The organism is Nocardia lijiangensis NBRC 108240 (assembly GCF_001613045.1).
GTDB classification, from domain to species: domain Bacteria; phylum Actinomycetota; class Actinomycetes; order Mycobacteriales; family Mycobacteriaceae; genus Nocardia; species Nocardia lijiangensis.
The window spans coordinates 20,650-43,262 of record NZ_BDBP01000090.1; the positions used below are offsets into that span (position 1 = coordinate 20,650).

Below are 22,613 nucleotides of genomic sequence, written 5' to 3' on the forward strand. Positions count from 1 at the left end.
TAACCCCCTCACCAACGACAGCGAAAGCCATGTGTCGGTCTGGCGCAAACCGGCCGGGTTGTCGGATCAGTAGCTACGCGCGCTGGCTCCATCAGCGAAGCGCAGAGGCGTACTACGGCGATCTCTCATCCGAGACAAGAATTCCAGCAGTTCTGCCTCCTGATGGTCGTGCGCCCACCGGGACAGTTCCCCGATTTTGGCCTGCAGCAAGTCGTCCAACTCGGTCAATGCGCAAACGCAACTTGCTTCCACGGCGCCGCCCTCCTCAGGGTCGGCGCCTTCGTGCACCGCGAATACTTCGACATACCGCGCATCAGGAGCAACCGGTATGGGGACGAGCTTGACGAAGAAGTTCCCTTCCCAGAAGTAGAAGTCGGCTTCCTCGCCGCTGCGAGCCTCCCCGATCGCGGTACGTAGCGACCCCAGAAACGGCAGCACCTCGTCGGTCCAGCCGTGTCCGGGAAAGTCGTAGCCGTCGATGGTGATCCAGACTTTGCCGGAGACGTAGAGCTGTGGCCGGCGGGAGTCGACAACCACGTCTTCTATTGGGATGTTCAGTTCGAACATGAGCCCGATTATCGGTCACTTCGCCCAGTTTCTCTTCACTGAGAAGCAGGTCGACCCGATCAACCCCTTGCCTCCGTAAAACCTGATGGCAGACGGCGGCGACCACTGCTACGTTTCGAGAGACCGTGCCAGAGACCGAGGAGGTGGTACCCGTGAACGCAGTATCGACATGGGCGCTCCCCTCTGGGGTCGCGGTCGGGCGATAGGTCGTCCGGGAGTGCCCTTCAAGAGCACTCCCGAAAGGCACGACCATGCAATTCGTTTCCGAGCAGCGCCTCGACGACGGCGTCCTCGAACGCGCATTCACCCTCGGCGAGATCCCCGGCATCCTGTGGACGCCCGGATCCGCATCCGCACCGGCGCCGCTGATCCTGGTCGGCCACCCCGGCGGACTGCCCATGATGTACCCCCGACTGGTGGCCCGGGCCCGGCACGCCGCGGCGGAGGGCTTCGCCGCGGCCACCATCGAGCTCCCCGGGAGCGGTGACCGGCCCCGTTCCGCCGCCGCCGAGGAGGCCCGCGCCGACCTGCGCCGGGTGCTGGAGGCCGGCGAGCCGGTCACCGACGACATCGTCGACCGGCTCATACTTCCTTTGCTCGACCCGGCGGTCTCGGAATGGCAGACCGCTCTGGACGCCCTGCTCGCGCTGCCCGAGATCGGCGGCCCGGTCGGGTATTCGGGAGGGGTGATCTCCATCGGCACACGGCTGGCTGTGGTCGAACCGCGCATCACGGCCGCCGTCCTGTTCGCGGGAAGTTACGTGCCGCGCACCATCATCGAGGAGGCCCGGCAGGTCACCATTCCGCTGTATGTCCTGCTGCAGTGGGACGACGAAGGAAACGACCGGCAGATGGCGCTGGACCTGTTCGACGCCTTCGGCTCCAAGGAGAAGACGCTGAATGCCAATATGGGCGGGCACACCGGAGTCCCGCAGCACGCGGGTGAGGAGGCGAACCGGTTCTTCGCCCGGCACCTGAAGTGAGGCCGGCCCGTCAGGCCAGCGGCAGACAATAGAGCCGTCGGCCAGGACGCCGCTCATCGAGGACAGGTCCCGGCCCTCCTCTACGGCGGTGGCCAGCGGATGCACAACCGCCCCGGCCGCGGCGGTACCGCGGTACCCCCGGTCGGGGCGGTTGGCCACCAGCGCCTCCAGTCCCAGCCTCCAACAAAAGCTGGGAGCTATTTCCTGGCCAGACGGTGGGCAAGCCATGATTCGATATCCCGAAGGGCGGTGGCAGCCATACCGGTTGGGCGGTGGGTGAATGCGTGTGTGGACTCGGGGTACACGCGGATGTCCACATCGTTTCCCGCCGCGGAGAGCCGGGCGGCCATAGCCAGGTTGTCCTCGAGGAGAATATCGAGACGACCTACCACCAGCAGCGCAGGCGGTAGGCCACCGAGATCGCCGTAGAGGGGAGATATATCGGGGTCGGTCCGGTCGGCGACGTGCCCGGCATACGCCTGGATGAAGAACTCGTCGGCGTACAGCTTGCCGCCGGGAGATTGCCCGCTGAGGTCATAGGCGCCGAACTGAAGGACGACACCGGCGAACGGATCGGCCATGCCCTGGTCTCGTAGACGTAGCAGGGTGGTCATGGCCAGAGTGGATCCCGCCGATGCTCCGCCGATCGCCAGTTCCGTTGTCCCGAACAATGATTCCGCCTGTTCCAGGAGCCAGAGGGCAGCGGTTTCGCAGTCGTCGGGAGCCGCGGGCCATGGATGCTCGGGCGCCAGCCGATACTCGACGCTCACCACGGCCACTCCGAGGGAGTCGGCCAGCCGAGCATTGCGAGCATCCCCACTCGCCGCCGATCCGAGATAGAAGCCTCCAGGGTGGATGTCGAGATAGGCGCCCCGGATCTCGGTTTCGCGGGGAACGATGACCCGCACCGAGACTCGACGCCCACCGGCTTCGGCGGTGCACTCGACAGCCCTGTCGCCCAACGGCTGGAGGGACCTGGCCTGCCTTTCCCGAACCTGCCCTAGCTCCTCGACAGTGGCCGGGCCTGCAACAGCTTTCGAGGCCGCGTTGAACTGCCGACTCTCCTCGACGTAAGCGTGGAGCTCCTCATCGATCAGCCGCTTCAGTCCGATCTCCATTCAGGCGGGCTTGGCCAGACCGGACAGGGCGCGGATAGCGTCGGTCAGCGAGATCGGATGGTCGTGTTCGATCGCGGCGAGCCCGGTCTCGAGGAGCTGGCGCATCAGCATGGATTGGGTGATGCCTCGATCGGCGGCCGCGGCCTTGATCCGCGTGTCGAGCTCGGTCGGCATCTTCAGCGAGCGCGACACCATGATGCCCTCGGGGCCAGGAGTCGGGGGCAGCTCGACCGGTTCGTCGCTGTACTCCAGACGCGCGGCGAGAGCGGCCATCTCTTCGGGGGTGTCGGGCCATTCGGTGCTGCTCATCGCGTCTTCTCCCACTTGCTGAATTCCTGGAGTTGATCCGGCGTCATCATCTGGGCCGCGACGATCTGACGATCGAGGCCGTCCAACGCCCGCAGGGTGACGATCAACGGGCGCCCATCATCGGTGCGACCCCAGATCGTCAGCGCCGAGAGCCCGGTCACCGGGTCGACACCACGACGCGGCCAACGACGATCGGCATAGAGCACCTCGATCACCTCGTGGCGCTCGATCCCGGCCAACGCCAGGACCGTGACAATGCCGTACCACCATTCGTAGGCCACCACCCGATCCTACCGGTTGCGTACCACCCGCGTGGTACCTCACTCCGGACCCAGTCCACACCTTGGCTATGGCAGGTGGCCAATCCTGTGGCTCGACAGGTTGGTTGTCGCAGGGGAGGCCGTCAGATGCTGTTGCTGATCAACGAGGATGCCGAGCTGTCACCAGCCGAGCAGCGGTTCGCCGAGTGAATGGTGCAGTGGAGCCCCGCGCAGCCGGGCTTGGTGTTGGCGATCCAAGATTGTGGAAACCAAATCGCAAGGGCGTGCGTCGAATATGTGTGAGGAGCCGGACAAACGGACCCGGCCACAATGGGGAGGAACTCTCACATGCGTATGCGGAAGCTGATCGTCGCCCTCGCTCTGCCGATGGCAGTCGCTACCGGGTTGATCGGAGCGGCCAACGCATCGGCGGTGCCGACGAATACAGTGGAGTCGGTCGTTCAGGCAGATCCGATCGCTCGATTCACCGCCACTGTCAAGTGCCAGCTGGTCAAGCACGGTGGCGAGACACTCGGATACATCACAGGGACCGGAAGCGGAAAGACCAAGCCGGATGCGGTTGCTGCCGCGAAGAAGGATGCTGACCGCAGCGTTCCGCAGGGCCACTACAAGCGTCACTGCAAGGAGATCTGAGTTATGTCGGACGAGAAGCGATTGTGGGAGATCCGCCTGGGCGTGATTGCGTCCGAGGAGCAAGCACGCGCAGTCGCCGAGCAGGTCGAGCGACTCCTGTGCCCTGACCCCGACCACGCTCCTCCGTGCCCGATCCCGTGGAGCCTCGGCATCGATGCCGAGGAAGAGATGAGCGAGGACCGCCGACGGGAATACGACGACGTGGTGGAGCAACACCGGATCGAGTCCGGCACCGCCTGACAAAGACCGCCGAGCAGAGTCAGAACCCCCGGGGCACCTTCACCCCGGGGCACCTTCGAAGGGCCGCCGAGACAAGAGTCTCGGCGACCCTTCAGCAACTCCGTCGGCAGGGTTCAGCCGACTACTTCACGAAGTCGCGCACGCCCTCGAAAACCGTCGACGACGACAGCAGCGTGAGATGTCCGGGGCACAGCGTCTGAGTGTTGGTGGCACCGCTGAGAATGGTGCTCTGATCGGGGTTGATGATCTCGTCGCACGGTGACCACCAGGTGCCGTAGTTCACCAGGCCGGGGGTTTCGTCGCCGCTGTTGAGTTCGGCCAGGAAGGCTGAGCCGGGCCGCATCTCAACACAGGAGGCGTCGGCGCATCCGTTGGCGACTTCGGTGCCGTGGTTGGGGCCGCCGATGGAGACCCAGTCGTCGACGAAACCCAGGCCGTCGAGGTTCTTCAGGTACCAGCGACTGTTGAGACCGCCCATCGAGTGAGTGATGATGTCGACCTTGGCGGCACCGGTTTTCGCGCGTAGCGCATCGACCTGCGCTTTCACCTCCAGCGCGATGTCCGTGTTCGACTGTGAGCTGTCGTAGCTGAATCGCGCCAACTCTTTTGCGGGGTACCCCGCGGCCAGGAATCGGCCCCACATGTAATCCCAGTTCCACGCCCCTCCCTGCCATCCGTGGACGAAAAGGATCGGATCCCGTACCGGCGCAGCAGCGGCCGGTGGCGTGGCGATGCCGAGTGCAGCGGTGGCCGTCGTGACCAGGGTGATTGCGGCCATCCCGAGGCGGCGCATGGTCGATGTGATGTGCATGTGTTTTGACTCCGATCTGCTCGCTCCATTGCGAGTAGACAGAAAACTAGCGCCGCAAGGTTAATCCCGCGCACTGTGGAACTGAGCTATTTCAACTTGCCGCCGTATCCGGGGATCTCTTTTCATGTGCACTGGATGCGCAGCCCGGTGCGCCGGGTGTGCGTCCGGCACATGAACAGATACAGAGTTCCGACGTCACCCCATGTCGCATCGGTGAGCTCACTCGGCCGGATCTGAAGCAGCAGCTCCATCGGCCGTCTGCATTCTGTGCAGACCGGCGTCTCGTCCCCGCCGTTCGCCCAGTGCGGGTATCCGCCGATCGCCACCCCGGTATTGCGCATGTGCGGTTGCCGGGGGCGTTGCTGCGTCAGATGGAGTGCCGCACGGTCGACGACGTCCCAGTTCGCCCGCGCTTCCCGGGACCCGCCCTCACCCGGCACGAGGGCCCACAGCTCAGGGCAGTGCAGGTGCATTCCCACCCCGTCGGGCAGCGACTTCTCCAGGCGTGGCACCGCGTGGCGTTCCTCGAAGTCCGGCGCGGTGCCGTGCACGAGAACCTTGGGGCGCCGCAGTGCGGTGTAGGAGCGCACGAGCCATCCGCCCCGTTCACGTTCCCGTCCCCACGGGTAGCACCTCCAGCAGTAGAAGAACGTGAAGAACGAGATGGGGAGCCTGTCGTGCAGGCCGTCGCGGGAGTAGTCGACCTGCGCGACGAACGTGAGGTTCTCGGCACAGCCGTCGCACAGGGGCCAGGTCTCGCCCTCCTCCACCGTCGGGAACCCGCCGAACCGAGTGGCGGCGAATTCCCGTGTCTCGGGCGGGCTTTGGGCTGGCTCGAGTACGGTGCGCGTCCGCAGCAGCGGCCGCAGCAGCCGCACGACGTGTTCTTCCTGAAGTGCGGGCACGCACGCATCGTATGCGGCAGACCAGGCCCCTGGCTCCCATCCCGATCCGGCGGCTCTCGATGCTCTGGCGAGCATTGCCGCAGCGGTCGATGTTCTGGTGGACAGAGTTGTTCAGGAGCCGGCTTGCTTGCGGCGCTGCCGAAGAGCGCGCATCGACACCTGCGATCCGCATCCGGGGCTGCAGTAGCGCGCCGTCCGGTTGCGGGTGCGATCGATGAAGCCGAAGTGGCACGGCGGATTGCAGCATGCCTTGATCCGCATCCAGTCGCCGCGCTGCGCCGTTTCGGTCACCGCGGCGAGAACGGCACTCAAAGCGCCTGGGACGCCGGACGATCCGGCGAGGAGCTGCGCCGTTTTCGCAGTGACGACCGTTGCGAGCGGATAGCGAACACCGGCCTGCAGCAGATACCGTTCCGCCTCGGCGACCAGGGCGTCACCGATATCTGAATCACCCGCGTGTGTCAGCAGCATCGTGACCAGTGCGTCGCGAAGCTCACGCGCGGCCACCGCATCGGAGTCGGTCACCACGATGGTGGCGGCAAGCAGGCCCTGCTCGATCGCCCAGTCCGCGAATCCCGAAGCCGTGTCGAAGACCTCGACGCGCCCCGCGCCGTCGGCTCTGGTGTTGACGAACTGCAACACCAGAGCAGCGGCATCGTCGCTCCACTTCGGTGCCTCACGCGTCGCCTCCACTCCTCCACGATACCAACACTACAAGCGGCTAGCCCGTTTAGTCACAACGCCTACGCCGAAACCACTTGAAATGTTGTGAGCTAATCGATTACGGTCACAACATGACGAATGCAGGAAACACCCCACCGATCTGGTTCATCACCGGCGCCTCCTCGGGTATCGGACGCGAGCTCGCAGTTCAGGCGCTGACGGCCGGAGAAGCTGTGGTCGCTGTGGCTCGACGCGCCGAAACCCTCGGTGAACTGGGAGAACACGACCGACTGCTCACGATCGAGGCAGATGTGCGCGACGAGGCAGCCGTCGCGAAGGCGGTCGAGCAGAGCGTGGCTCGCTTCGGCCGCATCGACATCGTCGCCAACCTTGCCGGCTACGGACTCTTCGGGGCCGTCGAGGAAGCAGCAGACGTGCAGGCACGGGCGATCTTCGACACCAACGTCTTCGGCGTACTCAACGTGCTGCGCGCGACACTGCCGGTGCTGCGGGGCCAGCGGTCCGGGCGCATCCTGCAGGGCTCGTCCTACTACGGCCAGACCGCAGATCCCGGCGTCGGGCTGCTCGCAGCCACCAAGTATGCCGTCGAAGGACTCTCCGACGCGCTCGCGGCCGAAGTGGCGCCACTCGGGATCCACGTGACTCTCGTTCAGCCCGGCCTCACCGCAACACCTTTCCTGTCCAACCTCGACACGGCTGCAGCAACCCACGCCGACTACGACCAGACGGTGCGCGCCCTACAGCAGGCGATCCAAGCGCTGCCGGCATCGGCGTTCTCCGGCGTCGATCGCGTGGCCGCCGGCATCCGCACAGCCGTGGCCGGCGACAATCCGCCCCGCCGCCTCGCCCTGGGCATCGCCGGCGCCGACAGTATGCGCACCGCACTCACCGCACGCCTCGCCGAACTCGACGAATGGTCCACCGTCACCAACCTGGTCGACGCCGGGCCCAGCGTTCCTGTCCACACCGGATAGACAAGTGGGCAGTAGTGGCAGCGTGCAGGATCCGGCGCTACGCCGTTGGGGGCGAAAGTGTCGGTGTCCGGCAGTAGCGTTGACCGACAACGTCACTCGTGGCGAATGGGGGGGATAACGGCCAATTCCTCACCGAGGAACGGAAATTGGCCGAGTTCGACCGGCGACAGGGCTTCATAGGACTCGGTGTAGCTCCCCCAGCCTTCGATAGCGGACGGTGGCACCCAGATAACCTGTGCGGCATGCAGGTTCCGTCGGCCACCTCATCGGTCCGGCGTCTCGGAGTTGCTGCTCGAGCTGCCCTGCCGGAGGCGCTGCAGGAAGCGATCCAGGCCTGGTCAGCCATATGATCAACTTCTGATACATTTGCCCCGTGAACGGCTCGGTACCGGAGAAACAACCTGGTACCGGGCCGTCTTCGCGTCGCCGGTTCATCGCGTTCGCGGTCTGCCTGGTGCTGGCAGTAGCGGGTGCTCTGGTTTTCGCCGATACCTCGATGCGCGATACCGAGCAGCTGCAGCGATTCGAGCAGCCTGCCGATATCCGTTACGCCGACGGGTCGACCCACTACATCGGCCTGATCGAGGTTCGCAGTGCGCTGTTCCACCGGCAGCTGCCGTACGAGATCTACGCCGGTCGTTACCCGCACATGGGATACGGCCACTTCGTGGACGTCCCGAGCGACCATCGACTCGTCATCAGCGTCGTAGACTGGCAACCTGCAGGCGTGCGCGTGCATTTCGATTCCGCCCCCGCATTGTTCATCCCCGCAGAGAATTTCACCTTCGGTCGCTGACGCAGTATGGCGGCTCGCGCCGCCGGAGTGAGCAAGCCGGTCTCGAAGTCGATCGGCTCGATCGGCGGGGTGGCGGTCGATGGTTCTGCGGGACGCCCCTGCGGCTACAGCCCGGGGTGCGACCACTTCGGCATCCCGCGCAACCTCCGACGCGATCACTTCAGCCGATCCCGTCCGAAAAACTTTTCGCGGACAGCGATGACTTCTCGGACGGTGCTCCGTCATATCGGTTGAACGCGCTACCAACCCGGCGCGACCGACCAGGAGGACCAGAAATGACCACCGCCAACCCCACCACCAACTTCTCCAGCGACGTCACCAACCGTCCCGGCAAGATCCGCAACCGCGCGCTGTGGACCCTGCAGATCCTGCTCGGCCTGTTCTTCATCATCGCCTCCGGCGGACCGAAGCTCGTTATACCGAACACCCTGGCCGACAACGCCCCCGAGAATCTGACCATCCCCCTCGGGCTGCTCATCTTCATCGGAGTTGCAGAGGTCGCGGGCGGTATCGGCCTGATGGTGCCGCGGCTCAGTGCCCTTGCTGCCGCGGGTCTGTCCGTTCTCACCGTGCTCGCCGCCGGGACGCAGGCTTTCATCGCCGACAAGCCCTCGATGGCGATCTTCCCACTGGTGCTCGCCGCGATCTTCGCCTGGATCGCCTACGAGCGCCGCGCCACCATCTCCGATCTGCGCAACTCGCTCTCGCGATGACAAATCCATAAGTACGACCGGTGATCGGTGGCCCACCCACCGATCACCGGTCGCGCGTTCCCGGATCGATCGCCCGTCGGGTTGGCGGCGATCGATCCAGCGGCCATCTGGTCCACGGCGCCCCCGCCCGGGCGCCACACCAGGTGGCCGTTGTCGCGGCCGGGCGTAAACGACTCACCGAGCTCGTGCGCCGGCGTGCTGTTCGGTATTCGGTGCTGCGCTCAAAGGGTCAGTGCATCACTGCACTGCAGACGCGGCGTCAGTGCGCGTCTGCTGTCTTGGAAGCGGACTTTATCGGGTCCAGAAGTCTTCGGGTTGGCGTCCGGGGCGGAATCCGAAGTGCTCGATCATGGCGATGGCTTCGGGGAAGTTGTCGGCGAGCGCTTCGGGGACGTGGGCGTCGCTGCCGAATGTGACTGCGCGGCCGCCTTCTTCGGCCCACCATTGAGGTATCCAGGGCCGCAGGCAGCGGGTGTTCATCTCGAGTGCCCGTCCGCTGTCGGCGATGGCTCGCATCGCCGTGCGGAAGCCTTCTTCGAACCTGCGCGGGTCGAACGGACCGGCCGTGACGCTCGGCCAGGCGCGCACGGCGTAGTCGATGTGACAGAACACCGCGAACGTGTCCGATCCTGCGACGACGCGGAGGATCTCCTCGAGATAGGCCCACATCACCTGCTCGGCAGGCCAGAGACGAAACAGGGTGTTGGGTTCGCTGCGGTCATCGTGGATCTGCAGGGTGTGCAGGGAGCCGTTCACACGGTCCAGCGCCGCTAGGTCCAGCAGCCGGGCTGCCTGGTCGCCGAATAGATGCGGCTGTCCGCTCGGTCAAGCTCAGATGCACGCTGCGACGTCGCAGCGGCGGCTGTCGGACGCCACCAGTTTGGGCCAGAAACCGCCGCACATGATGCACCGGCACACCAGCAGATCGTGCAATGACGCTGAATGGCTCTCCAGCACGCCACTGCCGCCACACCTCTTCCTGCTGACCCGCCGACAACCCGTAATCCCGCAACACACCCTCCGCGCAACATGATCATCCACGCGGTGATGCATTGACCACTTGAGCCCAAGATCGTTTGACGACAGGCACGGAGGCCAGGGACATTCTGTGGACATGCCCTCGCGCATCGTCTCCTTACGAGGAGACGGCCTCCATGGCTTGGCGGAGGAGTTCGAGGAGGTCGTGCTTGCCGTCTGAGCCGGTCCAGGCGTCGAAGGCCACTCCCAGGCAGGCGAAGGCGGCGGCGGTCAGCGCGTTGGTCCGGGTGTCGTCGGCCTCGTCGCCGGCGAGGGCCAGGCGACGTGCGACTTCGGGGGCGAACAAGGGCCGCCAGTCGCGCTGTTTTTCCAGGTTGCGGGCGTGGATCTGCGGGTTGCCGCAGACGATGGCGACGACCGGCAGACCGACTTGGGGTGTGCCGGCGGCGGTCAGGGCGTCCTCGAAGGCGCGGGTGAACGCCTCCCAGGCGTGTTCGGTGTCGGGACGGGCGCACAGGGAGTCGAGGACTTGCGGGCCGAACCGTTCGTTCTGGAACAGCACGACGTCTTCCTTGGTCGGGAAGTACCGGAAGAACGTTGTCCGGGACAGGCCGGCCTCGGCGGTGATCTGCTCGACCGGTACCTGATCGAACCCATGCTCCAGGAACAGGCGCATTGCCACTGCGCTGATTTCCTCTCGGACCAGCTGCCGCTTGCGGTCGGCGATGGTCGGGTGGGCAGCCGGGGGCCGAGGCGGCGTGGTCGTCGACTTATCGCGCATGTCACACAGCGTACTCCATTCCTGTTTCGGTACTCAGTACCATCTACGTGTTAGCGTCCCTTGAATGGGGCTGCGACACGCATCCCTGCGGGTGTATGCCCGGCGAGATCACGAGAGCGAGAGCACGACATGAGCAAAATCTGGTTCATCACTGGTTCCTCGCGGGGCCTCGGCCGCGCGTTCACGGCCGCTGCTCTGGAGCGCGGCGACAAGGTGGCGGCCACCGCGCGCGACACCGGGGCCCTCGACGAGCTGCGGGATGCGTATGGCGACGCGGTCCTCCCGCTGGCCCTGGACGTCACCGACAAGGCGGCGGTGGACGTCGCCGTCAAGCGCGCCTACGAGCACTTCGGGCGCCTGGACGTGGTCGTGAACAACGCCGGCGCCGCGTTGTTCGGCGTTGCGGTCGAGGAACTGGCCGAGGAAGACCTGCGTGCCGTGATGGAGACCAACCTGTACGGGCCGCTGCGTGTGACCCAGGCGGTCCTGCCCTACCTGCGCACCCAGGGAAACGGCCACATCGTCCAGATCTCCAGCGCGTCCGGCCTGGTCGCGCACCCCACATTGGGCGGCTACAACGCGACCAAGTGGGCCCTGGAAGGCATGAGCGAGGCCCTGGCCGCGGAGGTCGCGCAGTACGGGGTGAAGGTCACGATCGTCGAACCGGCGCAGTACCGCACGGACATTGGCACCACGCCGCCCGCACACTTCGTCCCGAACCCTGCCTACGACGGCCTGCGCGCGGCGTTCGCGAACGCCGCCGCTCAGGCGACGGTCCCGGACCCGCTGCCCGAGGCCGCAGCCCCCGCGATGCTCAAGCTGGTCGACGCCGAACACCCGCCGCTGCGCGTGGTGTTCCGGTCCCAACCGCTCCCGATGATCCGCCAGGCGTACGCAGAGCGGCTCGCCACCTGGGCCGACTGGGAGCACCTGTCGAGGGAGGCCGAGGGCGTACCCGCCTGAGCCGGGCGTTCACGTGGCCTGCCCGCACCACGCCGCTTTCACCTCGCGCAAATAAGGGTGAAGGCACGCAAGATGGTCTCGGCTCGGAGAGGTGCAGGATGCACGCCTTCACCCTTCCGGCCGGACCGCCTCACCGAGCAACGAGAGAGATCCCGTGAGTTTTCCTGGCATCCAGCCGTCGGCTCTCCAGGCCATCGGTGGTTCTATCGGTGAATCACGAGACCGTCGATCGGTGAATGTCAGTACCGGTCCGGTTCGGAAGTTGTTGGTATCGGCGAATTTTGGCACCACTGACCGGTTGCGGTGGCAGGATCACCCTGCTATCAATCTGCAACGGCCCGTGACGTCGTTGGTACAGCAGCTCCCCGCCCTGATCGGAGTGCTGCTCGGAGTTGCCGCCACCTACTTTTCGACGTCGGCCGCTGAGCGAGCACGATGGCGCCGAGCCCAGGCGATCCGATGGGACGAGAAGAGACTCACCGCCTACACCGAGTACGCCCACGCGGTGAAGAAAGTGATCGGTGTTTCGGTCCGGATCGCAGCACACCAGGGGATGCACCCCGACATCGACAAACTCCCGCTCGATGAAGGGCTGATCGCCCTCGCCTCCGCGGAGGAAGAACGAACGATGAAGTGGGAGTCGGTCCTGATGTTGGGAAGCGAAGACGCGGTCGACGCCGCCCGCAAGTGGCACGAGAGCGCCTTCCGCCTCCAGCTGATAGCAACCGGCAGAATCTCCGATGTGCCATGGGTGCAAGCAGTCGAAGCGGCAAGCCGAGCGCGCCGTGGCTTCTATGAGGTGGTGCGGAAAGACATCGGGCTCGCTATCCGTGGTTCATCACAGAGCTACGAATGGCAACTGGCCCGGTTCATCCAGATCGCGAGCACGTCCGACGAAGCTGAGCGCCGAACGCCGGAAATCCCACCACCTGCGCCGAATCGCTAGCTGGATGGGCCACTTCCCGAGCTTTGGGCTGATAGGGCTCGAGCGGGCCGCCCGCAGAGGCGGCGAACGGATCGAAGGCCGAAGGTTCGGCGCGAGCCGCCGGGGTCAACCGCGCTTGCCAACGGACCCGATCACCCACCCGTAGTACACAGACGTCGTTCGGCCTCGGCAGTAGGCCGGGCGGTGATAGGTTCGGCGCGGGGTGTCCGAGAGGAGTTCCGTTATGCGCGCCGCTGTCGTGACGAAGACGAAGTTCCAGGTCGAGGAGTTGCCGACGCCGCGGCCCGGGCGCGGGCAGGTGCTGCTGAATGTGGTGCGGTGCGGGATCTGCGGGTCCGATCTGCACGCTCGCACGCATGCCGACGAGATGGCCGAGCTGGCGAGCGCGACCGGGTACGACGAGTTCATGCGGGCCGACCAGAGCGTGGTGCTCGGGCACGAATTCAGCGGGGAGATAGTCGAATACGGTGCCGGTTGCCGGAAACGGTGGAAGCCGGGGACGAAAGTGGTTGCGTTGCCGATCATCCGGCACGACGGGCAGCCGCATCTCACCGGTTTGTCGACGGCCGCGCCGGGCGGCTACGCCGAGCAGGTGGTGGTGCAGGAATCCATGACCATGCCGGTGCCGAACGGGCTTTCGGCCGAGCTCGCCGCGCTCACCGAACCGATGGCGGTGGCCTGGCACGCCGTCCGCAAGGGGCGAGTCGACAAGGGGCGCACCGCGTTCGTGATCGGTTGCGGGCCTATCGGTCTCGCGGTGATCAGCATGCTGAAAGCGGCGGGCGTTCGCACGGTGATCGCGAGCGATTTCTCGCCGCGCCGCCGCGAGCTGGCCGCCACGTGCGGTGCGGATCTGGTGGTGGATCCGGCTGCCGAATCGCCGTGGGAGGCGGCGCCCAAGAAGGGGATCGGCAGCGTCACGGAGCTGCTCGGTCTTGGATTCGACACTATGCAGCGACTGCGCCGGGTCCCGAAACTGCCGTGGTGGTACGTCTTTCGTCTCGCGCACAGGTTCGATGCGGGACCGGCCGGGCCGGTGATCTTCGAATGCGTCGGCGTGCCGGGCATCATCGACCAGATACTCACCGCGGCTCCCCCGCTCTCGCGGGTCGTGGTGGTCGGCGTCTGTATGGAGACCGACCGCTTTCACCCGGCGATGGCGATCAACAAGGAGATCGAGCTGCGCTTCGCGCTCGGCTACGACCCCGGCGAGTTCCGCGACACGCTGCACATGATCGCCGACGGCAAGGTCGACCCGGCGCCGCTCGTCACCGGCACCGTCGGACTGGAGGGCATCGACAACGCCTTCACCGCGTTGGGCAACCCGGAGCGGCACGCCAAGATCCTCATCGACCCGACCAGCTCGGCGGTCGCTCCCTGAGAGCCTGCTTTACGGGAGTCGAAGGGTTTCGACGGGAGAGATGGTGGTTCCACACCCGCCGAAGGGTTTCTCTCCGTCGATTCCGTCGTGCATCAACGCAGCGGGCCGGGGTACGCGTCCGGTAGTCGAGCGAGGAGGGTGCGATGAGTGATCGTGAAGTCGTGCGGGCCCTGCTGGATCGCGCGGGCACGGGGTACGCCGCCGAGGCGGGCATCAAGCTCGCGGACAAGCCCGCGCCGCTGTTCCAACTGCTGATGCTCGCGGAACTCATGAGCACGCGGATCTCCGCGGATATCGCGGTCGCCGCCGCCAAGGAACTGGTCGACAGCGGTTATCGGACACCGCAGAAGGTGGCCGACGCCGACTGGCAGGACCTGGTCGACGCCCTCGGCCGCGCTCACTACAAGCGCTACGACGAGAGCACCGCGACCCGGCTCGGCGCGAACGCCAACCGGGTACTCGAGCAGTACCACGGTGACCTGCGTGAACTGGCCGCCGCGGCGGAGGAGGATCCCGACCACGCCGCCGACCTGCTCCAGGAATTCGACGGCATCGGTCCCACGGGTAGCGACATCTTCCTGCGCGAGGTCCAGGACACCTGGTCCTGGGCGCGACCCCACTTCGACGACCGCGCCCTGCGTGGCGCCCGCCGCGTCGGCCTGCCCGCCGCCCCGGACAAGCTGGCCGATCTGGCTCCCAGGGACCACGCCGCCGACCTGGCCGCGGCGCTCGTCCGCGTCACCCTCGACGACAAGGTGGCCGAGGGCCTGCCCACCTGACCGGCCGATTGGCCCTACCGCATCGCTGCGTGAGGTCGCCCGGCTCCGAGCCACCGTTCGACTACCGCCAGCACCATATGACTCCCGTCGATAGAGAAATGGTTGGTGGGCCTGCCGACGAGGTGAGTCAGCGACGCCCCATGCGCATTTCGGGCGCCGGGGGCAACATGCTCAGGGTTCCCTCCGCGCTGCGCGCGGCGGTCAGGCAGGCGAGGGTGGTGAGTTGGTCGGCCAGCGGGTGGCGGGCGCGTTCGCGCCATTTGCGCACCGCGGCGACGGCCTGCGCTCGCTGCGCCTCGTGGCCCGCGTCCGCCGGGAGGCCGAGACGCAGGTGCGGTGCGATGCCGGAACCGCCGATCAGACGGTGCAGTTCGGCGAGATCGGCTGGGGGCAAAGTCAATTCGTCAGTGCGCAAGCGGCCGAGCAGACGCAGCTCGGCGAAACCGTGCACGTCGGCGAGCAGGGTGCGAACCCGGGGCAGGAGTTGGTCGGCGGAGGTGCCGGGATAGACGGTCAGCACCCGGGCCAGGGCGGTCAGCGCCGAATGCGCCTTGAGCTGGTCGGCGCGCTGGCCGAACTGCACGTCGAGCACGGAGCGCAGCTCGTCCACCCCGCTGCGACTGGTCAATTCGGCGGCGAGCGTTGCGGAATCGCGGACGCCGAGCCGAATCAGGGTGACCGCCATACGGATACCGAACATGCCGAAGCGCTCCGCCAGCTGGGCGCGCAGCTCCGGCGGCACGGGCAGCTGAATGTCGGGGCGCGCGAAGCGGTCCGCCGACAGCATCGCCGCGGTGAGCTCGTCGACCGGGACGCCGGCCAATGCCTGGAAGGCGGCGAACTCCTGCTGGCGCAGCGTCGCCGCGGCGAAGGCGAGCAGCCCCGCGACGGGAATGACGGCCTGGCACAAGCCGGTTCGCTCCAGCTCCGTGGCGAAGCGGGACGCGACATCGCGGGCCGAATCCAGTGCGTCGATGCGTCCCGCACCGATCTCGTCGGCCCGCGAGACCACGCCGACCACGCCGAGCGGACCGGCCAGGCCCGAACCGCCCTGTCGCGCACCGGTTCCCGCGCCGATCCGCTCGAGGAAGCGGACGTCGGTGGCGTCCAGCCTGCGCAGCAGGTAAACGACCGCGTCGGCGCCGGGAACGGCGACGTGCTCGGCGGCCGCAGCCTCGGCGTCCTCGTCGTCGGGCGTCAGCAGGCGGGCGGTGCGGCGGGACACCTCACGGGACAGCGATGACGTGCCGGGGGTGTCGATGATGGTGGTGTGCGCCAGCGCGGCCGCGGGCCATTCGACCTCGAGGTGGTCGACCTCGCGGGGGCCGGGCGCGTTCCAGTTCAGTCGTTGCAGGTCGAAGGTCAGGCCGTGGGTGCCGCCGCCGCGGCGCACCACCACGTTCGCGGCGGCACCGTCGGGGGCGTAGGCGGTGACGCTCGGGGTCGGGCCGTTGCGATACCAGGTGACGACCCTGGTGCACTCGGTCGCGTCGGTCGGCGCGATGTCCTGGCCGACCAGCGAGTTCAGCAGCGTGGACTTGCCCGCCTTCAGCGAACCCGCCAGCGCGACACGCAACGGCTGATCCAGCCTGCGCGCACAATCCGCGAGCAGGGCCCGTGGCCGCGGTTCACGCGCGAACGCCTGCCTGGCCGCGTCCACCAAGCCGTGCGCCTCGACGACGATGCCGGGCGCGACTCTCGTGGTCACCGGCGCCCCGCGGCGCGCACGCCGATTCGGGCCTCGACGGGCATGCACCGGAAGGAGGCGGCGCCCCTGGTCGAGCGCGAGTGGGGTGTCGTGATCACCCCGATACCGTACCGAGGGCTCCTCGCACGGGCGCGGCGATGGGCTGTTGCATGGTGTCGGCGTAGCGACGCAGCTCCGCGACGAAGCGCAGCTGTCGTTCCAGCACCGCGCACCGCTCCGTGCGGCGCGCGGTCTCCATATTGGCCGCCTCATGCGCGGCTCGCAGCGAATCCTCGATGGACCGCAGACTGCGCTCGGCGACGCCGCTGTAGTGGTCGCGCAGCGCGCGGTGGATGCGGTGCAGGCGGTCCTTGGACTCCTTGCCCGCCTGGAACGCGATGTCGTCGACGAAGCGGCGCACCGCGTTCTTGGCCTCCGCGCGGCGGCGCGCGAGGCGGGCCTGCTTGTCGTCGCGAAATGCCTTGCCGCCCACGATGACACCCGCGCCGATGGAGATCGGATTGAGCATGGCCAGCCCGGCGAAGGTGCTGGCCAGACCGACCATCAGCACGCCGCCGTAGGAGCCGCGCATGCCGACGAGCAGCTTGCTGGCGAAACCGATGTCCGGTTCCAGATCGGCGAGGGTGGCGGTGCCGGTCTGGCTGTCCTCGGCGTTCAGACCGCCCTTCACGTCGGGCAGATCGACAGCGCCGACGTGGGTGAAATGCTCGGCGACCTGCTCGGCCAAGTGCACCGCGCGCTTGTGGGTCCACAGCAGGTTGTCACCGAGCGCGCTGTCGACGGTGCCGGTGAGCCATTCGGAGATGGCGTCCCAGTGCCTGCCGGGGTCGTGGTCGTCGATCCACTCCTCGCCGGTTCGGGTCAGGCCGCGCAGGCGATCTCGCAGATCGTGGTCGACATCGCTTGCCAGATCGGTGATTCCGTCGGCGAGCGTCTGCTGCCAGGCGGCGGTGCGCCGATGCAGTTCTTCCGCAGCGGTTTTCGCGGCTTGGAGCTCCCTGATCGCTGCCGCGCCCTGGTTCGGGTCGCGCAGCGCGACGAGTTCGCTGCCCAGCGCGAGCGCCAGATGTTCCGCGACCGACTGGATGTCGCGGGCGACGGCGGCGCGGGTTGCGGCTTGGTCGCGAGCAACGACCTGCTCGCGCAGGAACTGGTACAGCACACCGAAACCCGACTCGCTACCGAGCTGGGCGTCCTGCAAGCGCATGGCGTGCTCGCGCAGCAGCGCTGAGACCGGGATGATCGGCACATCCAGGCCGGCACGGTGCAGGTGGCCGACGTTCGCTTCGTGGACCTGCCGCCAATGCGGGTACAGGTCGGTCTTGGTGAGCAACAACGCGACCGTCGGGCACAGCTCGCGCACCTGGCGCAGGAAGACCAGCTCGGGTTCGGTGAGCTCGGTGGAGGCGTCGGACAGCACGAACACCGCGTCGGCGGCCGGGACTATGCCGAGAACCGTTGTGGCGCCTGCAGTTCCGTGCCCTCCGACACCGGGGGTGTCGATCAGGACGATGCCGTCCGCGAGCAGCGGGTTCGGCAATTGGATCTCCACGCGCAGCACTCGCCTGCCCTCGGCGAGCGGGGTCCGGGCGTCGATCGCGGGGAGTTGTTCGATCGGCACCGGGATCCGCGTTTCGCCGCCGCCGTACGGGTCGGTGAGCAACAGCTCCGCGTGCGCCTGCTCGCCATTCGCGAGCGTGGCGGGGACGGCGGTGGTCGCGTCGTCGCCGACAGGGCAGATGTCGACGTTCAGCAGCGCGTTCACGAAACGGCTCTTGCCCTGGCCGAGCTGGCCCGCGATCACGATGCGACGCCGCGGGTCGCGGACCCGGTCGGCCGCCGTCTCCAGGCGGCCGACCAGATCGGTGCGACCCGCGGCGCGCGCCGCGGCGATGGTTTCACCCAGTACCGACAGCAGCGGTACCGCGGGCGCGGAAGCGGATACGGGTGTCCCCATCGCGTTGTCGACCTTTCTCAGTGCAGGAACGCATCACCCGACAGGTCCGTCGACCCGCCGACGTCGATGCTCGACTCGCCCTCGGCGAACAGCGAGGACTCGCCGGTCGCGCCGAGGCCGCCGTCGAAGCCGGAGCCGAATGCGCTCGAAACGTCCAGCGACGACCAGGTGTTCGCGGTGGTCTCCGCCGTGGACCCGATGCTGCCACCCAGGTCCGCACCGCCGCCCACCGCACCCTGCGCTCCGGCGCCGAGCGAGCCCGTGGTGTCCGCGCCGCCCGCGAACGCGCCGGAAGCTCCGGTGGACAGGCCGGTTTCCAGGCCGCCACCGGCGTTCGCAGCACCGCCCACGCCGGTCTCGAGACCGCTGCTCAGACCCGCACCAGCGTTCGCAGCACCGCCCACGCCGGTCTCGAGACCGCTGCTCAGACCCGCACCGGCATTCGCAGCACCGCCCACACCCGCTTCGAGACCACTGCTCAAACCAGCACCCGCGTTCGCCGCACCGCCCAGACCGGTCTCCAGGCCACTGCTCAGACCCGCGCCCGCATTCGCGGCACCGCCCACACCCGCTTCGAGACCACTGCTCAGGCCCGCACCGGCATTCGCCGCACCACCCAGGCCCGTCCCCAAACCGCCGCCGAAGCCCGCGCCTGCCGCACCACCCAGACCGGTCTCCAGGCCACCGCTCAGACCCGCACCCGCATTTCCTGCGGCGCCGAGTCCGGCCGAAAGACCCGATTCCAGTCCGGCCCCTGCCTGACCCGCCGCGCCGATGGCACCCTCGAGCCCGGCCGTGAGACCGGCGCCTGCCTGGGTGGCCGCGCCGATGCCCGCCGACAGGCCCGCTTCGAGTCCGGACACCGCGTGGCCGCCCGCGTCCAGTGCGCCGCCGAGGCCGCCCGTCAGATCCCCGCCTGCCGCCGCGCCGGATTCGATACCGCCGGAAAGCCCTGTCTCCAAACCGGTTCCGAACTCGCCGCCCGCCTCGACGACGGCCTCCGCGCCACCGGACAGGTCACCGCCGAACCCGGTCACGCCACCGACCAGACCCTGCAGACCCCCGCCCAGTTCGGCGCCGCCCTGCGCGCCGCTGGCGAGCACGCCGCCGAGTTCGCTGTTCAGCCCGGCACCGATCTCCTGCTCCGCACCGAGCACGGTGCCCAGCCCCGCCGACATGCTCGACTCCAGCCCGGTCACCGCCTGACCACCCACGTTCGCCCCGCCGGACACACCGGACCCGACACCCGCGGCAGCCTCCGCCGCCCCCTGCAACCCGCTCTCGAGACCGGCCCCCAACCCGGCCCCGGCTTCAACAGCACCGTCGATGCCACCGGCGAACTCCCCACCGAACTCCGCCGCCGTCCCGAGCCCAGCCGCCAATCCGGCCCCGGCCTCAGCCCCCGCACCGAGCGCACCGTCGACGCCACCGGCCAATTCACCACCGGCCCCGAGCGCACCTTCCAGCCCGGCACCCGCTTCGAGCGCACCATCCACAGCACCTTCCAGCCCACCGGCCAGACCGCCGCCGAAGCCAGCGCCCGCGTCTACCGCACCGCCGAGACCGGTCTCCAGGCCAGCGGCGAGGTTCGCACCCGCATCGACCGCACCACCAAGACCGGTCTCCAGACCACCGGCCAAACCACCGCCCGCCTCAGCACCCACACCCAGCGCACCACCGACACCAGCGGCCAGATCACCGCCGAGATTCACACCCGTGTCAACCGCGCCACCGACACCGGACTCCAGACCGCCAGCCAGGCTCGCACCCGCGTCCAGCGCACCGTCGAATCCGGTCTCGAAACCACCGGCCAGACCAGCACCGGCTTCCACACCCGCGCCGACCGCACCTTCCAGACCCGCGCCCAGACCCGCGCCCAGACCAGCACCTGCATCCAGCGCACCACCGACACCGGCAGCCAGGTCACCGCCGAGATTCACACCTGTGTCCACCGCACCACCGACACCGGACTCCAGACCGCCAGCCAGATTCGCGCCCGCGTCCACCGCGCCGTCAAGTCCAGTCTCGAAACCACCGGCCAGGTTCGCGCCCGCGTCGACAGCAGCACCAAAACCGGCAGCAAGATCACCGCCCAGGTTCGCACCCGCATCCAGCGCACCACCGACACCGGACTCCACACCGCCAGCCAGGTCCGCACCCGCATCCAGCGCGCCACCGACACCAGCAGCCAGATCACCGCCAAGGTTCACACCCGCGTCGAGCGCGCCACCGAGACCGGTCTCCAGACCACCAGCCAGTTCAGCGCCCGCCTCGGTGCCTGCACCGAACGCACCTTCGAGCCCACCGGCCACAGCACCACCCGCTCCGAGCGCACCCTCAACGCCCGCAGCAAGATTCGCGCCCGCCTCGGCTCCACCGTCCAGCGCGCCGCCGACGCCGGCAGCGAGGTCGCCGCCGAGTTCGGCACCCGCGCCGAACGCACCGTCGAGGCCCGCGGCCAGATCGCCGCCGAGCCCGGCGCCTACATCGACCGCGCCACCAAGCCCGGTCTCCAAGCTGCCGCCGAGACCAGCGCCTGCCTCGACGCCCGCGCCCACTGCGCCACCGAGACCGGCCGACAGGTCACCGCCGAGTCCGGCACCCGCGTCGACCGCACCTTCCAGACCGGCACCCAGGCCCGCGCCCGCATCAAAGCCCGCATCCAACGCACCGCCCAGACCAGCACTCACATCAGTAGCGAAGTCGCCTCCGACACCGAGAGCGCCACCAACACCGGCGGACAAGTCACCGCCGAGTTCAGCACCCGCCTCGACCGCACCTTCCAGACCGGCACCAAGGCCCGCGCCCGCACCAAGGCCTGCATCCAGCGCACCGTCCAGCCCCGCACCCAGACCGGCACCCACCTCGGCGCCCGTATCGACCGCGCCACCGATTCCGGCCGACAGATCGCCACCCAGCTCGGCACCCGCGCCGATCGCGCCATCCAGGCCCGCACCGACACCCGTGGCGAGGTCACCGCTCGCACCGATAGCGGAATCGATTCCGGCGGACAGGTCACCACCCAGCCCGGCACCGGCACCGGCACCGGCACCGATCCCACCTTCCAACCCGGTACCCAGACCGGCGCCCGCGCCGAGGCCCGCATCCAACGCACCTTCCAGACCACCGGCCACACTGCCGCCCAACTCGGCACCCGCACCCAGCGCACCGTCCAGCCCCGCACCCAGACCGGCGCCCGCCTCAGCGCCCGCACCCAACGCGCCCTCCAAGCCAGCGCCCAACGCACCTTCTAGCCCGGCACCAAGACCCGCGCCCGCACCGAGGCCCGCTTCCAGCGCACCCTCCAGACCACCGGCCACATCGCCGCCCAACTCGGCACCCGCACCCAGCGCACCGTCCAGGCCTGCGCCCACACCGGCGCCCAACTCGGCACCCGCGTCGATCGCGCCACCGAGACCGGCGGACAGGTCAGCGCCCAACTCGGTGCCCGCGCCGATCGCACCTTCCAACCCGGCGCCCACTTCGGCACCAGCACCCAAGGCGCCCTCCAAACCAGCACCGAGTCCAGCGCCGGCACCCAGCGTGCCGTCTACTGCGCCGCCGAGACCGGCGGTCAACCCACTGGTGAGGTCAGCGACGCCGTCCAATGCGCCACCGACGGCACCCGTCAGGCCCGCGCCCGCCCCGAGCGCACCTTCCAGCCCCGCGCCGACCGACGCATCCAGACCTCCACCGAGACCCGCGGCGACATCCGCGACACCATCCACCGCCCCGCCGACGGCACCCGTCAAACCCGCGCCCGCACCCAGCGCACCTTCCAGCCCCGCGCCGAGCGCACCGCCGACACCCGCGCCCGCACCGAGGACGCCGCCGACGCCCGCAGCAAGGCTGCCGCCGAGATCGGTGACAACCTGTGCGCCCGCGCCGAGGGTCGTGCCCAACGCGCCGCCCAGGTCGGCGGAGAGATCGGTGCCCGCGTTCACAGCGCCCTCCAGGCCCGCGCCGAGCGCGCCGCCCAGGTCGAGGCCAGCGCCGATGTCGCCTTTCAACCCGGTGTTCAGGCCGAGGCCGAGATCGATGTCGGTGTTCACGCCGGTGTTCACGCCGACGCCCAGGTCGACGCCCGCGTTCGCCGCCGCGTCGAC

At 68.2% G+C, this 22,613-nt stretch carries 22 protein-coding genes; 10 read left to right on the top strand and 12 right to left on the bottom strand.

Annotated elements, in window-relative coordinates:
* Positions 1 to 66 precede the first annotated feature (66 nt).
* A complete protein-coding gene (locus NL1_RS28495; RefSeq protein ID WP_067845560.1) occupies positions 67 to 567 on the bottom strand; it encodes a hypothetical protein in 501 nt (166 codons plus the stop codon).
* Between the two features lie 251 nt (positions 568 to 818).
* On the opposite strand from NL1_RS28495, the gene NL1_RS28500 reads away from it, so the two are divergent.
* Positions 819 to 1,550: a dienelactone hydrolase family protein gene (locus NL1_RS28500; protein WP_067845561.1), complete on the top strand. Its 732-nt coding sequence runs from the start codon at positions 819 to 821 to the stop codon at positions 1,548 to 1,550.
* A gap of 197 nt (positions 1,551 to 1,747) precedes the next feature.
* Here NL1_RS28500 and NL1_RS28505 read toward each other — a convergent pair whose 3' ends face one another.
* The 3 genes from NL1_RS28505 to NL1_RS28515 are packed head-to-tail and all read right to left on the bottom strand — an operon-like array spanning position 1,748 to position 3,258.
* Complete coding sequence (locus tag NL1_RS28505; protein ID WP_067845563.1) at positions 1,748 to 2,668, bottom strand: alpha/beta hydrolase; 921 nt, start codon at positions 2,666 to 2,668, stop codon at positions 1,748 to 1,750.
* Positions 2,669 to 2,977 carry a hypothetical protein gene (locus tag NL1_RS28510; RefSeq protein ID WP_156095098.1) on the bottom strand — a complete coding sequence of 103 codons (309 nt, stop codon included), beginning with the start codon at positions 2,975 to 2,977 and terminating at the stop codon, positions 2,669 to 2,671. It lies immediately after the preceding gene.
* Entirely contained in the window at positions 2,974 to 3,258 is a 285-nt protein-coding gene (locus NL1_RS28515) for a hypothetical protein (RefSeq protein WP_245673605.1), read from the bottom strand. The genes NL1_RS28510 and NL1_RS28515 overlap by 4 nt, the downstream gene beginning before the upstream one ends.
* Positions 3,259 to 3,591: 333 nt before the next feature.
* Between NL1_RS28515 and NL1_RS28520 the strand changes: the two genes are divergently transcribed.
* Both NL1_RS28520 and NL1_RS28525 read left to right on the top strand, forming a co-directional pair.
* A complete protein-coding gene (locus NL1_RS28520; RefSeq protein ID WP_067845566.1) occupies positions 3,592 to 3,891 on the top strand; it encodes a hypothetical protein in 300 nt (99 codons plus the stop codon).
* Positions 3,892 to 3,894: 3 nt separating this feature from the next.
* Positions 3,895 to 4,131: a hypothetical protein gene (locus NL1_RS28525; RefSeq protein WP_067845568.1), complete on the top strand. Its 237-nt coding sequence runs from the start codon at positions 3,895 to 3,897 to the stop codon at positions 4,129 to 4,131.
* A 121-nt stretch (positions 4,132 to 4,252) separates the two neighbouring features.
* Here the strand turns inward: NL1_RS28525 and NL1_RS28530 are convergent, their stop codons facing one another.
* From NL1_RS28530 to NL1_RS28540, 3 genes are all read right to left on the bottom strand, one after another.
* Positions 4,253 to 4,942 (bottom strand): esterase/lipase family protein, encoded by a 690-nt coding sequence (locus NL1_RS28530; RefSeq protein WP_218024500.1) that lies wholly within the window; start codon positions 4,940 to 4,942, stop codon positions 4,253 to 4,255.
* A 122-nt stretch (positions 4,943 to 5,064) separates the two neighbouring features.
* Positions 5,065 to 5,847 (bottom strand): DUF1963 domain-containing protein, encoded by a 783-nt coding sequence (locus tag NL1_RS28535; RefSeq protein ID WP_067845570.1) that lies wholly within the window; start codon positions 5,845 to 5,847, stop codon positions 5,065 to 5,067.
* Between the two features lie 111 nt (positions 5,848 to 5,958).
* Positions 5,959 to 6,540 (bottom strand): CGNR zinc finger domain-containing protein, encoded by a 582-nt coding sequence (locus NL1_RS28540; protein ID WP_245673607.1) that lies wholly within the window; start codon positions 6,538 to 6,540, stop codon positions 5,959 to 5,961.
* Positions 6,541 to 6,641: 101 nt separating this feature from the next.
* Here NL1_RS28540 and NL1_RS28545 point away from each other — a divergent pair, with 101 nt between their 5' ends.
* The 3 genes from NL1_RS28545 (at position 6,642) to NL1_RS28555 (ending at position 9,014) form a co-directional block, all read left to right on the top strand.
* On the top strand, positions 6,642 to 7,505 hold the full coding sequence (locus NL1_RS28545; RefSeq protein ID WP_067845574.1) for an SDR family NAD(P)-dependent oxidoreductase: 864 nt from the start codon (positions 6,642 to 6,644) through the stop codon (positions 7,503 to 7,505).
* 373 nt (positions 7,506 to 7,878) lie between these two features.
* Positions 7,879 to 8,301 (top strand): hypothetical protein, encoded by a 423-nt coding sequence (locus NL1_RS28550; RefSeq protein ID WP_067845577.1) that lies wholly within the window; start codon positions 7,879 to 7,881, stop codon positions 8,299 to 8,301.
* 275 nt (positions 8,302 to 8,576) lie between these two features.
* On the top strand, positions 8,577 to 9,014 hold the full coding sequence (locus tag NL1_RS28555) for a DoxX family protein (protein WP_067845579.1): 438 nt from the start codon (positions 8,577 to 8,579) through the stop codon (positions 9,012 to 9,014).
* A 291-nt stretch (positions 9,015 to 9,305) separates the two neighbouring features.
* Here NL1_RS28555 and NL1_RS28560 read toward each other — a convergent pair whose 3' ends face one another.
* Together NL1_RS28560 and NL1_RS28565 are read right to left on the bottom strand one after the other, a co-directional pair.
* Positions 9,306 to 9,770 carry a PHP domain-containing protein gene (locus NL1_RS28560; protein WP_245673609.1) on the bottom strand — a complete coding sequence of 155 codons (465 nt, stop codon included), beginning with the start codon at positions 9,768 to 9,770 and terminating at the stop codon, positions 9,306 to 9,308.
* A 379-nt stretch (positions 9,771 to 10,149) separates the two neighbouring features.
* On the bottom strand, positions 10,150 to 10,773 hold the full coding sequence (locus NL1_RS28565) for a TetR family transcriptional regulator (protein WP_067845581.1): 624 nt from the start codon (positions 10,771 to 10,773) through the stop codon (positions 10,150 to 10,152).
* Between the two features lie 129 nt (positions 10,774 to 10,902).
* On the opposite strand from NL1_RS28565, the gene NL1_RS28570 reads away from it, so the two are divergent.
* The 4 genes from NL1_RS28570 to NL1_RS28585 all read left to right on the top strand — a co-directional run bounded on the left by NL1_RS28570 (position 10,903) and on the right by NL1_RS28585 (position 14,842).
* Positions 10,903 to 11,736, top strand: coding sequence for an SDR family NAD(P)-dependent oxidoreductase (locus NL1_RS28570; protein WP_067845583.1), 834 nt, complete (start codon positions 10,903 to 10,905; stop codon positions 11,734 to 11,736).
* Positions 11,737 to 11,968: 232 nt separating this feature from the next.
* The gene (locus NL1_RS28575) at positions 11,969 to 12,682 is read left to right on the top strand and encodes a hypothetical protein (RefSeq protein ID WP_218024501.1); all 714 of its coding nucleotides are present in this window, start codon (positions 11,969 to 11,971) and stop codon (positions 12,680 to 12,682) included.
* A 223-nt stretch (positions 12,683 to 12,905) separates the two neighbouring features.
* On the top strand, positions 12,906 to 14,063 hold the full coding sequence (locus NL1_RS28580; RefSeq protein ID WP_067845587.1) for a zinc-binding dehydrogenase: 1,158 nt from the start codon (positions 12,906 to 12,908) through the stop codon (positions 14,061 to 14,063).
* 143 nt (positions 14,064 to 14,206) lie between these two features.
* Complete coding sequence (locus NL1_RS28585; protein ID WP_067845588.1) at positions 14,207 to 14,842, top strand: HhH-GDP family DNA glycosylase; 636 nt, start codon at positions 14,207 to 14,209, stop codon at positions 14,840 to 14,842.
* A gap of 127 nt (positions 14,843 to 14,969) precedes the next feature.
* Here the strand turns inward: NL1_RS28585 and NL1_RS28590 are convergent, their stop codons facing one another.
* From NL1_RS28590 to NL1_RS38285, 3 genes are all read right to left on the bottom strand, one after another.
* On the bottom strand, positions 14,970 to 16,550 hold the full coding sequence (locus NL1_RS28590; RefSeq protein ID WP_245673610.1) for a dynamin family protein: 1,581 nt from the start codon (positions 16,548 to 16,550) through the stop codon (positions 14,970 to 14,972).
* 94 nt (positions 16,551 to 16,644) lie between these two features.
* Entirely contained in the window at positions 16,645 to 18,507 is a 1,863-nt protein-coding gene (locus NL1_RS28595) for a dynamin family protein (protein ID WP_067845590.1), read from the bottom strand.
* 17 nt (positions 18,508 to 18,524) lie between these two features.
* Positions 18,525 to 22,613 (bottom strand): beta strand repeat-containing protein (locus tag NL1_RS38285; protein ID WP_373862605.1); only part of this gene is annotated, 4,089 nt, incomplete at its 5' end.

Coding starts and splice junctions, on each gene's coding strand:
- NL1_RS28500 (WP_067845561.1), top strand. CDS start 819: ATGCAATTCGTTTCCGAGCAGCGCCTCGACGACGGCGTCCTCGAACGC.
- NL1_RS28510 (WP_156095098.1), bottom strand. CDS start 2,977: ATGAGCAGCACCGAATGGCCCGACACCCCCGAAGAGATGGCCGCTCTC.
- NL1_RS28520 (WP_067845566.1), top strand. CDS start 3,592: ATGCGGAAGCTGATCGTCGCCCTCGCTCTGCCGATGGCAGTCGCTACC.
- NL1_RS28595 (WP_067845590.1), bottom strand. CDS start 18,507: ATGGGGACACCCGTATCCGCTTCCGCGCCCGCGGTACCGCTGCTGTCG.
- NL1_RS28545 (WP_067845574.1), top strand. CDS start 6,642: ATGACGAATGCAGGAAACACCCCACCGATCTGGTTCATCACCGGCGCC.
- NL1_RS28530 (WP_218024500.1), bottom strand. CDS start 4,942: ATGCACATCACATCGACCATGCGCCGCCTCGGGATGGCCGCAATCACC.
- NL1_RS28525 (WP_067845568.1), top strand. CDS start 3,895: ATGTCGGACGAGAAGCGATTGTGGGAGATCCGCCTGGGCGTGATTGCG.
- NL1_RS28580 (WP_067845587.1), top strand. CDS start 12,906: ATGCGCGCCGCTGTCGTGACGAAGACGAAGTTCCAGGTCGAGGAGTTG.
- NL1_RS28565 (WP_067845581.1), bottom strand. CDS start 10,773: ATGCGCGATAAGTCGACGACCACGCCGCCTCGGCCCCCGGCTGCCCAC.
- NL1_RS28495 (WP_067845560.1), bottom strand. CDS start 567: ATGTTCGAACTGAACATCCCAATAGAAGACGTGGTTGTCGACTCCCGC.
- NL1_RS28505 (WP_067845563.1), bottom strand. CDS start 2,668: ATGGAGATCGGACTGAAGCGGCTGATCGATGAGGAGCTCCACGCTTAC.
- NL1_RS28570 (WP_067845583.1), top strand. CDS start 10,903: ATGAGCAAAATCTGGTTCATCACTGGTTCCTCGCGGGGCCTCGGCCGC.
- NL1_RS28585 (WP_067845588.1), top strand. CDS start 14,207: ATGAGTGATCGTGAAGTCGTGCGGGCCCTGCTGGATCGCGCGGGCACG.
- NL1_RS28555 (WP_067845579.1), top strand. CDS start 8,577: ATGACCACCGCCAACCCCACCACCAACTTCTCCAGCGACGTCACCAAC.